Genomic DNA, 12530 nt, shown 5'->3' on the forward strand with positions numbered 1-12530 from the left:
GCGACGCGGGGACGGGGGCCTTCAGCTCGCTGCCCGGTCACGCGCTCTGTCGCCTCGCGCCGTGTCGCGAAAGCCACTTTCGGGACATCAGGCGTCGCGAAAGTGGCTTTCGCGACACGGCCACCGGGCGGACAACGTCCTTTGTGGACGAACAAAACGGAGATGTTCCCCGGGGGCCACTCGTGGACATCGACACGATTCAGCACGATTGAACTCNGCCCCCCCCCCCCCCCCACGCTCCCGGACCCCAGGAGCCCGCCCTTCCATCCCCAGTCGCCCTGAGTTATCCACAACCGCTCAAGTTGTCCACAGATCGGCTGTGGGTAACCCGCCTGAGCGATACCCCCGATACGCTGGGTGCGGGGCCGTCCCCCGGGAAGGGCGGGGGGCTGGGTAGGTGACGTCAAGAGGCGATCAGTAGGCGAAGGCCAGTGCGTCGTCATCGCCGTCACCGCCTTTCGAGTCGCTGTTCTTGCTGGTCGGGGCCGGTTTCTTGGGTGGCATGACGGCGTCCACGCCGCCGCGGACGTACTTCCGCATCAGGTAGACCTCGACCACGCCGAGCACCGCGTAGACGGTCGTCAGGGCGATCAGCGACGTCCAGACCTCGCCTGTGGACAACTTCGAGACCGCCTGCGCGGTGAACATCCACACCCCGTCGACACCGGTCGGGTTCGGCACCACCACGAACGGCTGACGGCCCATCTCGGTGAAGATCCAGCCGGCGCTGTTGCCGATGAACGGCGTCGCGATCCCGCCGAGCACCATCCACGGGAACCACCGCTGCCCGGGGATCCGCCCACGCCGGGTCAGCCACAGCGCCAGCAACCCGATCCCGGCCGAGATCGCGCCGAAGCCGATCATCGCGCGGAAACCCCAGTAGGTCACCGGCAGGTTGGGCACGTAGTCGATCGGCTTGCCCGCCAGCGAACCGAGCTGCGGGTCGTCCGGATAGTTCGTGCCGTACTTCGCCTGGTACTCGGTCACCAGGTTCTCCACGCCCTTGACCTCGGTCGAGAAGTCGTTGTGCGCCAAGAACGAGAGCAGCGCGGGCACGTTGAACGTCTTGACGTCCTCGCAGTTCGCGTTCCGGACGTCGCCGATCGCGATGATCGAGAAGCTCGCCGGTTTCTCCGTGTGGCACAACGCTTCCGCCGACGCCATCTTCATCGGCTGCTGCTCGAACATCAGCTTGCCCTGGAAGTCGCCGGTGATCGCCAGCACCGCGAACGCCACCACACCGGTCCAGCCGCCGAGACGCAACGACGAACGCCACACCGCGCGGTGCTCGTCGTCCTCCGAACGCTTGCGCCACAGCTGCCAGCCCGCGACACCGACCAGGAACGCCGCCGCCACCGAGAAGGCGCCCGCGAGCGTGTGCGGGATCGCGGCCAGCGCGGTGTTGTTCGTCAGCACCGCCCAGATCGAGTTCATCGTCGGCTTCCCGTCGACGAACTCGACCCCGACCGGATGCTGCATCCACGAGTTCGCCGCCAGGATGAAGTACGCGGACGCCACCGTCGCCAGCGAGTACGCCCACGCGCACGCCAAGTGGACCTTCTTCGGCAGCTTGTCCCAGCCGAAGATCCACAGTCCCAGGAAGGTCGACTCGACGAAGAACGCGACGAGCCCCTCCATCGCCAGCGGCGCGCCGAACACGTCACCCACGAACCGCGAGTACGCGCTCCAGTTCATCCCGAACTGGAACTCCTGCACGATGCCGGTGACCACGCCCATCGCGAAGTTGACCAGCAGGAGTTTCCCCCAGAACTTGGTCATCTTCAGGTACCGCTGATCACCCGTCCGGACCCACGCCGTCTGCATCCCGGCGACCAGGACGGAAAGCCCGATGGTCAGCGGGACCATCAGGAAGTGATAGACGGTGGTGATACCGAACTGCCATCGAGCGAGATCGAGAACTTCCACGCCTCAAGCCTGCTCAACGCCCGTTGAGCCCGCCAGTCCAAGTGGTCCCGATCTCGCCGGGACGTAGGTCCCGCGCCCAGGTCAGCCGAGGCCGGCCAGTGTGAGTCGCGCCTCGTCGGCGACCTGCCGCCGCACGCCCGAATCCCCCAGCGTCAGCACGTGTTCCAGCGCCAGCGCGTACGCCGTGTCGAAAGCGGCCTCGACGTCGGCGGCGATGTCGGGCTGGACGCCGACGCCTTCCCAGTTGGTCCCCGTGACCGGGTTCACGGCCCGTCCACCCGGGACGGTGACATCCAGGTGGATGTCCACTTTGTACTGTCTCCGCGGGTTCGCCCCGCCGCCGGTGACCGCGCCGACCGTCTTCGCCCGCCCCAGTTGCTGCAACGAGTAGCTCAGGTCCTCGGCACCGGAGAACGTCGTCGGCCCGGTCAGCACCCACACCGGCTTGTCCGCGCCGAACTTCCGGCCCGGTACGTACGGCAGTGTCCAGAACTGGTTCGTCACGTCGCCGTCGCGCAGATAGATACTGTTGAAATGCGTCGGCTCGCCGACCAGGTAGCTGATGATCAGCGCGACCGCCATCGGGTCCCCGCCCCGGTTCTCCCGGACATCGATGATCAGCGCGTCGGTGGTGGCGAGCAGCGTCATCGCCGCGGCCAGCGCCTCGCCGGCGACGTCCGGCCCGTAGAGCAGCTTGGTCTCCAGGTAGCCGACGTTCCCGGCCAGCCGCCGCGCCGACGCGATGCCGTGGCCGTTCAGCTCCGCCTCCCGCCGGTACTGCTCGGGATCGAACGACTCCCCGTCCACCTCGGGCAGCGGGTCGGCGTGATGCCGTAACCGCAGGTGTTTGTCCCCGTTGACCGATTGCAGATCCGCGGTGACCGCGACGGCGAACGCCTGATCGTCGAGCCCCGCGTACGCGCCGTCACGCAGCCTCGCCCGCAAGAAGACGGTCAGCTTCTCGGCGACGTCGGGGAACACGTAGTGCTCCTTCAGCCGCTTGCACACGTCCTCGATCCGCGCTCTCTCGTCCATGCGGCCGGACGCTACCAGCGGAACCGGAAAAAAGAATTCGGTTTGCCGAAATCTCAATTCAGCCCGACCACGAAAAACAATTCGCCCGCACATGCCGGGCGATTCGGAAAAGCCATCAGCTTGCCTTTCTCTGAATCGCCCCTTTATCGTTGCAGTGAAAGGGGTGAAGCACTGTCATGTCGAGCTCGATGTTGGCGCTGATCAGCGCGTTTGGCCTGGTACTGGCCGTGGAGCTACCGGACAAGACTCTCGTCGCCACCCTCGTTCTCACCACCCGTTTCCGCGCGTGGCCGGTATTCGCCGGGGTCACCGCCGCATTCGCCGTGCAATCCGCGATCGCCGCCACCTTCGGCAGTGTGCTCACTTTGCTTCCGGAGACACTGGTGACCGTGATCGTCGCCGCGATGTTCGGTATCGGCGCGTTCATGCTCCTTCGTGAAGGGTTCAGCCCCGGCAAGGACGGCGGCGAGGACGCGTCGCGTTCCGGGCCCAGCCCCGCGACCTTCTTCCGCTCCGCGCTGACGTCGTTCGGTGTGCTGTTCGCCGCCGAATGGGGTGACGCCTCCCAGCTCGCGACGGCCAGTCTCACGGCCCGCTTCGGCAACCCGTTCGCGGTCGCACTCGGCTCCTTCGTCGCGCTTGTCGCCGTCGCGGGGCTCGCCGTCTTCATCGGCGCGAAGGTCCGCAGCCGGATCCGCCCCAAGCTCATCCAGCGCGTGGCGGGTTGCGTCTTCGCCGGGTTCTCGCTGTTCGCGCTGGCCCAGCTGGCGTTCTGACCGCACGGGTTCTTCACAGGTTCGCCGGGTAACCTTTCGGGAACGAAAAGGTGAACACCCGCCCCGACCTGCCTGGAGAAACCGCTCGTGACCTCGCCGAAGACACTTGCCGTCTCCCCCGTGCACGGCAGGCTCGCGGTCTTCGGCATGGCCGTCGCGGTCGCCATCTCGATCGACCTGCACCTGAGGCTGTCCAGCCAGGTCAGCCCGATCTGGCAGACGCTGTCCGAGTACGTCTACGGCTACCTCTCGCCCGGTTCGACGGCGGCCCCGCTGTTCGGCGCGATGTGCCTGGCGCTGGGCTTCGGCTCGCTCGCGCTCCTCGGCGGGATCGCGAAGGCGCACCGCAAGGGCTACGAGTCCGTTCTCGTCCTTCTCGGCGTGTGGTGCGCCGGGCTGTTCGTCCTCGCGCTCGTCCCCGTCGACCCCGAGGGCCAGGCCCGTTCACTGGCCGGTCAGATCCACAACTACGCGGCGCTGGCGGCCTTCCTGGCGCTTCCCGCCGCCGCCTGGGTGCTGACCCGCCGCGGCCGGGCGCGATGCCCGTGGGAGCCGCGCCGCACGACGATCCGGCGGCTCGCGGTGGCCAGCTTCGCCGCGGTGGTGATCGTGCTCGGCGGGTTCGTCTGGACGATGCTCACCGGCCCGTCGCATCAGGAGGTCACGCTCGGCCTGTTCGAGCGGCTGCTGTTCGCGGTCGACCTCACGCTGCTGGCGACCATGGTCCGCCCGCTGCTCAGCCACCGCTGACGCGCTACTCGGGCTGCTTCAGCACCTCGGCCAGCCGGACGGCGGCCGCCACGACCGCCGGGCCGACCACGGACGCGTCCAGCGGTTCGAGCGACACGACGCCGACGCTGGCCTTCAGGCCGGGCACCCCGCGCACGGGCGCGGCGACCCCGGACGCCCCCGCCTCCAGCTCACCCGACGAGGTGACCCAGCCTTCGCCGCCGCCGGGACGCAGCGTGATCGCCTTGCCCGCGGCGCCGGCGGACAGCGGATGCCGGGTCCCGACGCGGTAGGCGACGTGGAAGCTCGTCCAGGACGGTTCGACGACCGCGACGGCCTGCGCCTGGTCCCCCTGCGCGACCGACAGGTGCGCCGTCGCGCCGACCTTCTCCGCCAGCTCGCGCAGCACCGGCCTCGCGGCCTCGCGGAGCTGCGGGAGGACCTGCCCGGCGAGCCGGAGCAGGCCGACCCCCAGCCGCACCTTGTTGCCGTCGCGCCACACCAGGCCGCGTTCGGACAGCGGGACGAGCAGCCGGTAGACGGCGGCCCGGCTCGCGCCGATGGCGACGGCGAGCTCGGAGATCGTCGCCGCCTCGCCGCCGGCGTCCGCGACCGCTTGGAGCAGTGCGAGCCCGCGGTCCAGAGTCAGCGACCCTTCACGAGTCACGGCCGACCCGCCCGAAGCTCAGGCGACCGAGGCTGAAGCGACCAAAGATCTTTTGATCTTTTGAAGTCGCGCCTTTTGGCCAAAGGCCCCGCTATCGCGATGACAGGGCGCCCTTCAAGAACGCGCGAGCTTCCATGGTCACGAGCGCCCTGGCAGCGCGATAGCGGCAGCGCGATAATCAATGCAGCAGCCCGAGTTCCCCGAGGTCGGCGACCGGCTCGTCGAACGAAGCCGCCGCGTAGGAGGCGAAGAGCCCGCGAACGGCCTTCGCCGCCTCGTCCGACATCCCCTTGGCCTCGGCGGCCAGCGCGGCGCCGTCGGTCGATTCGAGGGCGGCGCGCACGTCACCACCCGAAAGGCAGCGCGCGGACGCCACGATCAGGTTCAGGAACCCGTGATGGGTGAAACCGCTCGACTCCTCGGTGTGCCGGACGGCACGGTGCAGGCTGTTCGTCGCCTTGAACGACGCCCCGGTCGAGCCGCTGACCACCGCGAGGAAGTCGGCGACCTCGTCGACGCTGGGGAAGTTCTCGCCCGCCTTGCCGCCGCAGCGGATCTTCGGCCAGCTGCCGTGCTCGATCACCTTCCGCACGCCGTCCAGCCAGCCGACGCCGCGCCGCGGCTCGACCACGCGGATGACGTCCTCGGGCACGAATTCGGAGACGCGTTCCAGCCAGACCTCGTCGACGTCGGACGGCGCCGGCATCTCCACCATGCGCAGGCTGAGGATCTCGCTGCGCGACTCGACGATCGAAATCGCCTTCGGGACACCGCCGAGGCCGGTGTCGATGATGAGCGACAGCGGCAGCGGTTCCTTGGGTTTGATCTTGATGAGCTCCGTGATGAGCTCGGGCAGCCGCGACGCCTGGCACAGGAACACACCGAGGACGCCGGAGTGCTCACCGGCCCTCGACGCGAAGTGCGCTCGCAGCGCTTCGGGCATGGACGCCTCGCCGGGCGGGAACAACGCCGAGTCGTCGACGAGCCGCGCGAACAGGGGAGGGATTCCTCGGGGGCCGGGTGGCGTGAGTTCCACAGCGCTTGACACGACTGACACGCTAGTAGCGTACGACATCAGGACAAAATCGTTCGCACAACGGACACGTTCCGGGGAGATTCCGATGCCTTACTACCGGCAGGTAGGCGAGATCCCGCACAAGCGCCACACGGCGTTCCGCAAGCCCGACGGGGGCCTGTACGCCGAGGAACTGATGGGTGTCGAGGGCTTCTCGGCGGACTCGGCGCTGCTGTATCACCGCGGGCTGCCCACCGCGATCGTCGACGCGGTCGCGATCGAGGACGAGCGCGGTCCCATCACCCCGAACCACCCGCTCAAACCCCGCGCCTTCAAGACCCACGACCTCAAGTTCGGCGACGCCGACGCGGTCACCGACCGGCGGCGGCTGTTCGGCAACGCCGACGTCACCATCGGTTTCGTCCACGCGACCAAGCCGTCGCCGCTGTACCGCAACGCCGCGGGCGACGAACTGTTCTACGTCCAGGGCGGCGGCGCGACCGTCGAGACGATCTACGGCGCTCTGGAGGTCGGCGACGGCGACTATCTCGTCATCCCGACGTCGTGCACCTATCGCGTGCTCCCGCACGACGACGGGGTCAAGCTGCTGACCATCGAGGCGCGCGGCCACATCGGCCCGCCGAAGCGGTATCTGTCGGCGAAGGGCCAGTTCCTGGAGCACTCGCCGTACTGCGAGCGCGACATCCGCGGCCCGTCGGAGCCGCTGGTCGTCGACGGCACCGACGTCGAGGTCCTCGTGCGGCACCGCGCCGGGCTGACGCGCTACACCTACGCGACCCACCCGTTCGACGTCGTCGGCTGGGACGGCTGCCTGTACCCGTGGGTGTTCAACATCGACGACTTCGAGCCGATCACCGGTCGCGTGCACCAGCCGCCGCCCGTGCACCAGACCTTCGAGGGCCCGAACTTCGTGGTCTGCTCGTTCTGCCCGCGCAAGGTCGACTACCACCCCGAGTCGATCCCGGTGCCGTACAACCACGCGAACGTCGACTCGGACGAGCTGATGTTCTACGTCCGCGGGAACTACGAGGCGCGCAAGGGTTCCGGGATCGAGGTCGGCTCGCTTTCGCTGCACCCGTCCGGTTTCACGCACGGGCCGCAGCCCGGGGCGGCGGAGGCGTCGATCGGGGCGCAGTTCTTCGACGAGACCGCGGTCATGGTGGACACCTTCGCGCCGCTGGACCTCGGCGAGGCGGCGGACGCGTCGGAGGACCACGGCTACGCCTGGACCTGGTCCGGCCGGGGCCCGGGCGCTTGACGGCATGCATTTAGTCCTCTGAATGCGGTATTCGAAGACCGGCGTACGCATTCAGAGGACTAAATGCGAGGCGGTGGCGGGATAAGTACCGCCATGGCCGCAACGGTTCGGCAACGCCGAGCCTGACAAGGCGAAACCTCCGGATAATCGGTGTTTCTCACCGGGAGGTTCTCCATGGTCGTGAATCCAGGGCAGTCCCGCGGCGGCCGAAAGGTCCTGGCGTTCGTGGCCGCCGCGGTGGTCGCGATCGGATTGATCATCGGTTTGCGCGCGATCACGAGCGATTCCGGCGAGGAAGCCACGGAAGCGAAGTGCACGACGGGCGACGCGGTCAAGCTCCAGGTGTCGTCATCGCCGGAGAAGGCGGGCGTGGTCGCCGAAATCGCCAAGGGCTACAGCGGCCGCACGGTGGCCGGACGCTGCGTCGACGTGCTCGTGCAGTCGAAATCGTCCGGTACCGCGATGCAGGCGCTGTCGCGCGGCTGGAACGAGGCGGTGGACGGCCCGCGCCCGGACGTCTGGACGCCCGCCGCGTCGGGCTGGGTGAACCTGCTGCGCCAGAACCTCACCGGCTCCGACCATCCCGCGCTGGTACCGGAGGGCGACCCGGAATCGGTCGCGAACGCACCGTTGGTCGTCGCGATGCCGAAACCGATGGCCGAGGCGCTCGGCTGGCCGGGCAAGGGCATCGGCTGGAAGGACCTCGCGGCGCTCGCCACCGATCCGCAGGGCTGGGCGAAGTACGGCCACCCGGAGTGGGGGAAATTCCGGCTGGGGAAGACGAATCCGAACATCTCGACGTCCGGCCTCAACGCCACCATCGGCGCCTACTACGCGGCGACGGGCACGTCTTCGGACCTCACCGCGAACGCGCTCGCGAAGCCCGAGGCCCAGACGTTCGTGCGGAACGTCGAGCAGGCCATCGTCCACTACGGCGACAACACGCTGACGTTCCTGACGAACCTGCAGAAGGCCGACGACCGCGGCGCCGCGATGTCGTACATCTCGGCGGTGACGGTCGAGGAGAACTCGCTCGTCGGCTACAACCAGGGCAATCCCACCAACGACCCGGCGAAACGCGGGCAGCACGCGCCGCCGAAGGTGCCGCTCGTCGGGATCTACCCGAGCGACGGCACGCTCAACTCCGATCACCCGTTCACCGTGCTGAACTGGGCCGACGACCTCCGCAAGCAGGTCTCGGCGGATTTCCTCGCGCATCTGCGCGGCGCCGAGGCGCAGCAGAAGTTCAGCGACATCGGTTTCCGCACGTTCGACGGCAAACCCGGCTCGCAGACCACGAAGGAGAACGGCGCCGAGCCCGATTCGAAGCTCAACCTCATCCGCCCGCCGAGCCCGCCGGTGCTGACCGAGGTGCTGAAGTCGTGGAAGGACCTGCGGAAGAAGGCGAACGTGCTGCTGGTCGTCGACGTCTCCGGATCGATGGGCGACGGCGTCGACGGGACCGGGAAGAACAAGATGGATCTCGCGAAACAGGCGGCCGTGGCGTCGTTGCCGCAGTTCAGCGACGCGGACAAGGTCGGGCTGTGGATGTTCTCGACGAAAATGGACGGCGACAAGGATTACGTCGAGCTGCGGCCGGTGTCGCCGATCGGCGGCGAGCCGGGCAGGCAGGAGCTGGCGTCGCGGCTGAACGGGCTGACCCCGCAGAACGGGACGGGGCTTTACGATTCGTCGCTCGCCGCCTACGAATTCATGAAGCAGCGGCTGGATCCGGACGCGATCAACGCCGTCGTCGTGCTCACCGACGGCCGGAACGAGGATCCGGGCGGGATCGATCTGCCGAATCTCGTCGGCCGGTTGCGGACCGAGGGCGGCGGTGAGGCGGTGCGGATGTTCACCATCGCCTACGGCTCCGACGCGGATCTGGACATCCTCAAGGAGATCGCCGAGGCCACCCAGGGCGTCGGGTACGACTCGTCCAAGCCGGACTCGATCGACCAGGTCTTCACCGCCGTGATCTCGAATTTCTGAGATCCTGGGATATGCGCTTCGTCCGTGAGCTGGCCGAACCGTGGGGACTGCTCCTCGCGGCGACGTCGGCGGGTGCGGCCTGGGCGGTGCAGCTGCCGGTGCTCGCCGCGCTCGGCGTCGGCGTGACCGTGCTGGCCGCCCGGGCGGGCGTCGCCGCCGCCACGCGGCCGAAACCCTTGCCAGAGCCCGAAGAACGGCCGCTCCCGGACGTCGAGCCCGGTTCGCCCGAGGCGGATTGGCTGCGGCGCGCGGAAGCCGCGGCCGACGGTTTCGGGTCGATTTCCGCTTCGCTCGACACCGGACCGCTCGCCGACCGGGTGGCCGACATGGAACCGGTGGTGCGGGAAACCGTCGACACCCTCCGGCGGCTGGCCGCCCGGGCGTCCGCCACCGGAAAGGCGCTGGCGCGAGTGGATCTCGGCGCGGTGTCCGCCGAGAAAGCCCGGCTGCGAAAGGATCTCAAGACCGCCGACGACGACATCCGCGGCGACCTGATCCAGTCGCTCGAAGCCGTGCAGGCACAGGAGGACGTGCACGCGCGGCTGTCGAGCGCGCAGCGGAAACTGCTGGCACAGCTGCGATCCGGGGCGCTCGGCCTCGACGGGCTGGTCGCCAGGGCCGCCGAATTGTCGGCCGCCACCGGCGATTCACTGCTCGACACCACGACCATCGGCGAGCTGAGTGAACAGCTGGAAGGGATCCGGCGAGGCGTCGTGGAGACCGAGGAAGCGACGCGACGCTCCCTCGGCTGACGTCACCGGCCGAATCGGACCGGCCCGAACACCGCGTGACCGGGTACTCCGGCCTTCGCCGTCTTCCCTGCCGCGGGCACGCCGAGCACCCACAGCCGCCCGGTCGCGGCGATGTTCGCGGCCAGCGACTGATCCGAACCACCGGCGGTGACCGTCACCTCGCGGCCGTCGGGCAGGACGGTCCGGCCCTTCACGGTGACCATGCCGAAGAAGTTGACCGACGCCGGCCCGGACACGACGGCGAGTTCGGTCCATCGCGGCTCGGGCAGCTTCCTGAGCAGCACCACGACGACGATCGCGAGCCCGACGGCGCCCACCGCGAAGCCGTAGCCGGAAATCCACGTGGCCTCCACCAGGACGCTGTCCCGCCGCGGATAGTCCGCCGACGTCCAGAAGCCGAACGCGCTCGCGACGAGCAGGATCACGACACTGACGAAGTAGTACGCCGAAAGCAGCCGCCGCTGTGTCGCGAGCATCCGGCCCGGTGACATCGGCTCGAAGGCGAACGGGACCGAGCCCTTCACCGGAGCGTCACGGAACGCGCCACGGCGCGGGACGACCACGCCCGGCAGCATGACGAACGGGCCGAGCACCCAGAGCCGTCGCTGTGCCGCGAGCTGTGTCCGGAGCGGGCTCGGGAGCCGCACGACGAGCCAACGCCCGTCCAGCGGAACGCTCACCCGTGCACCCGCGACGACGGCGCCGTCCAGCCCGCTCACCAGGCGGAACGGCTTGCCGGTGAGCTTCCGCATCGAGAAGGATCCGGCAAGGGCGGAGTAGCCGAAGTAGACCGAAGACGGTGTCATGAAGACCAGCAGGGCCAGGGGCGCGGCGATCCCGTGTCCCCCGGAGACCGCGAGCACGACGCCCAGCGCCGCGGTCAGTCCGGTCGCGATGGTCATCGTCCCGGCGGTGGCGGTGTTGCGGTCGAGCAGGGGCACCAGGACCGGCATGTTCGTCGCCGGAATCCCTTCGGGTGGTTCGAGCACCCGGATTCTGCGGGCTTCCACCTGGTCAACCTATCGGGATGCGGTGAGACGTGATCCAGGCTACTTCCACTCGGTGGCCAGATCAGGTTAGGCTCACCTAACTAGGAGGTGAGCCGTGACCACACCGACGTCCATCCGCCGCCCGCCGGCGCCGAACCCCGCCGAACGCGCGAAGACGATCGCCACCCGCAACGGGCCGGCGACGCTGATGCCGACCGCGGAACAGCGCGACCAGCCAGGACAGTGCGGCCGGGTCATCCCCGAGCTGCACCACGTGCACACGAGCGGCAGCGTCAGCATCCTGCTGCCGGACGAGCACCACCTGGTGAAACGCGCGCACGAGGCCCAGCGCGGCGAGCTCGCGGTGATGGTCGAACTGACCGATCAGGCGCCGGTCGACCTGCGGGAACCCATCCGCGGGCTGCTGTGGATCACGGGCTGGCTCCGCCCGCTGTCGGAGGTTTCGGCGCGGGCCAGGGCGGTCTCCATCGCCGAGACCCGGCCGGACGAGCGGCTGCTGGACGTCGGGCACGGCGTGACGCTGCTGCGGCTGACCCCGGCGTCCCTGGTGCTCGCCGACGCCGAGGGCACGCATTCGCTCCGGCCGCATATGTTCAGCGCCGCGCCGCCGGATCCGTTCCACGACTACGAGGCCGCGTGGCTGCGGCATCTGGAGACCGACCACGCCGACGTCGTCCAGCAGCTCGCCAAACACGTGCCCGCCGAACTGCGCGGCGGCTGGATCCGGCCGCTCGGGCTGGACCGCTACGGGCTGCGGCTGCGGGTCGAGGCCGACTCCGGCGACCACGACGTCCGGCTCGCGTTCTCGCGTCCGGTCGAAGGGCCGCAGCAGCTGAGCGGCGAGATCCGCCGTCTCGTCGGCTGCCCGTACTTCCCGCAGGGTTAGGCGAGTTCCGCCGGGAAACCGCCCTTGGCGACCGGGCCCCACGACTCGATGGTGACGCGGATGATGCTCTTGCCCTGCTTGACCATCGCTTCGCGGTATTCGTCCCAGTCGGGGTGCTCGCCGGAGATCGCGCGGAAGTAATCGACCAGCGGCTCGACCGAGTCGGGCAGGTCGAGCACCTCGGCGGTGCCGTTCAGCTGGACCCACTGGTCGTTCCACTCGTCGGAGAGGACGCAGGCGGACACCTTCGGCTCCCGCCGGATGTTGACCACCTTCGCGCGCTTCGGGTACGTGGAGATGACCAGCCGGCCTTCTCCGTCGACTCCGCAGGTCACCGGGGAGAGCTGGGGGCCGCCGTCGGCCTTGGTGGTCATCAGGATGGCGCGGTGGCGGGTGGACAGGAAGTCGACGAGCGCGGCGCGGTCGACGGTTTCGTTGGTCGCGATGCTCCTTGGCATGCCCC

Annotated in this window: 12 protein-coding genes; 6 read left to right on the top strand and 6 right to left on the bottom strand. The window is 68.9% G+C overall.

From position 1 onward, the window contains the following. Positions 1-414 precede the first annotated feature (414 nt). Together ACXIZN_RS32715 and ACXIZN_RS32720 are read right to left on the bottom strand one after the other, a co-directional pair. Positions 415-1926: a cytochrome ubiquinol oxidase subunit I gene (locus ACXIZN_RS32715; protein WP_457958878.1), complete on the bottom strand. Its 1512-nt coding sequence runs from the start codon at positions 1924-1926 to the stop codon at positions 415-417. Positions 1927-2007: 81 nt separating this feature from the next. After that, on the bottom strand, positions 2008-2961 hold the full coding sequence (locus tag ACXIZN_RS32720; protein ID WP_457958879.1) for a S41 family peptidase: 954 nt from the start codon (positions 2959-2961) through the stop codon (positions 2008-2010). A gap of 188 nt (positions 2962-3149) precedes the next feature. On the opposite strand from ACXIZN_RS32720, the gene ACXIZN_RS32725 reads away from it, so the two are divergent. Together ACXIZN_RS32725 and ACXIZN_RS32730 are read left to right on the top strand one after the other, a co-directional pair. Next, positions 3150-3737 (top strand): TMEM165/GDT1 family protein, encoded by a 588-nt coding sequence (locus ACXIZN_RS32725; RefSeq protein ID WP_457960656.1) that lies wholly within the window; start codon positions 3150-3152, stop codon positions 3735-3737. An 87-nt stretch (positions 3738-3824) separates the two neighbouring features. Further along, a complete protein-coding gene (locus ACXIZN_RS32730) occupies positions 3825-4487 on the top strand; it encodes a DUF998 domain-containing protein (protein WP_126732501.1) in 663 nt (220 codons plus the stop codon). A gap of 4 nt (positions 4488-4491) precedes the next feature. Here the strand turns inward: ACXIZN_RS32730 and ACXIZN_RS32735 are convergent, their stop codons facing one another. Then, a complete protein-coding gene (locus tag ACXIZN_RS32735; RefSeq protein WP_034309631.1) occupies positions 4492-5133 on the bottom strand; it encodes an IclR family transcriptional regulator in 642 nt (213 codons plus the stop codon). 178 nt (positions 5134-5311) lie between these two features. Next, a complete protein-coding gene (locus ACXIZN_RS32740) occupies positions 5312-6169 on the bottom strand; it encodes a hypothetical protein (protein WP_457960657.1) in 858 nt (285 codons plus the stop codon). 85 nt (positions 6170-6254) lie between these two features. On the opposite strand from ACXIZN_RS32740, the gene ACXIZN_RS32745 reads away from it, so the two are divergent. From ACXIZN_RS32745 to ACXIZN_RS32755, 3 genes are all read left to right on the top strand, one after another. Then, a complete protein-coding gene (locus ACXIZN_RS32745) occupies positions 6255-7427 on the top strand; it encodes a homogentisate 1,2-dioxygenase domain-containing protein (protein ID WP_457958880.1) in 1173 nt (390 codons plus the stop codon). 174 nt (positions 7428-7601) lie between these two features. Then, the gene (locus ACXIZN_RS32750) at positions 7602-9419 is read left to right on the top strand and encodes a substrate-binding and vWA domain-containing protein (protein WP_457958881.1); all 1818 of its coding nucleotides are present in this window, start codon (positions 7602-7604) and stop codon (positions 9417-9419) included. Positions 9420-9430: 11 nt separating this feature from the next. Beyond that, positions 9431-10171 (top strand): hypothetical protein, encoded by a 741-nt coding sequence (locus tag ACXIZN_RS32755; RefSeq protein ID WP_457958882.1) that lies wholly within the window; start codon positions 9431-9433, stop codon positions 10169-10171. A 2-nt stretch (positions 10172-10173) separates the two neighbouring features. On the opposite strand, the gene ACXIZN_RS32760 is transcribed toward ACXIZN_RS32755, so the two are convergent. After that, positions 10174-11181 (bottom strand): hypothetical protein, encoded by a 1008-nt coding sequence (locus tag ACXIZN_RS32760; RefSeq protein ID WP_457958883.1) that lies wholly within the window; start codon positions 11179-11181, stop codon positions 10174-10176. A 94-nt stretch (positions 11182-11275) separates the two neighbouring features. Here ACXIZN_RS32760 and ACXIZN_RS32765 point away from each other — a divergent pair, with 94 nt between their 5' ends. Then, the gene (locus tag ACXIZN_RS32765; protein WP_257483647.1) at positions 11276-12067 is read left to right on the top strand and encodes a DUF2470 domain-containing protein; all 792 of its coding nucleotides are present in this window, start codon (positions 11276-11278) and stop codon (positions 12065-12067) included. Here the strand turns inward: ACXIZN_RS32765 and ACXIZN_RS32770 are convergent. Then, entirely contained in the window at positions 12064-12525 is a 462-nt protein-coding gene (locus tag ACXIZN_RS32770) for a PPOX class F420-dependent oxidoreductase (protein ID WP_126732507.1), read from the bottom strand. The genes ACXIZN_RS32765 and ACXIZN_RS32770 overlap by 4 nt on opposite strands. Positions 12526-12530: the final 5 nt, after the last annotated feature.

The organism is Amycolatopsis sp. TRM77291, assembly GCF_054166285.1.

What these genes read in the sequence shown, in the direction of transcription:
- ACXIZN_RS32725 (WP_457960656.1), top strand. Translation starts at nt 3,150, where the DNA reads ATGTTGGCGCTGATCAGCGCGTTTGGCCTGGTACTGGCCGTGGAGCTA.
- ACXIZN_RS32755 (WP_457958882.1), top strand. Translation starts at nt 9,431, where the DNA reads ATGCGCTTCGTCCGTGAGCTGGCCGAACCGTGGGGACTGCTCCTCGCG.
- ACXIZN_RS32750 (WP_457958881.1), top strand. Translation starts at nt 7,602, where the DNA reads ATGGTCGTGAATCCAGGGCAGTCCCGCGGCGGCCGAAAGGTCCTGGCG.
- ACXIZN_RS32745 (WP_457958880.1), top strand. Translation starts at nt 6,255, where the DNA reads ATGCCTTACTACCGGCAGGTAGGCGAGATCCCGCACAAGCGCCACACG.
- ACXIZN_RS32720 (WP_457958879.1), bottom strand. Translation starts at nt 2,961, where the DNA reads ATGGACGAGAGAGCGCGGATCGAGGACGTGTGCAAGCGGCTGAAGGAG.
- ACXIZN_RS32770 (WP_126732507.1), bottom strand. Translation starts at nt 12,525, where the DNA reads ATGCCAAGGAGCATCGCGACCAACGAAACCGTCGACCGCGCCGCGCTC.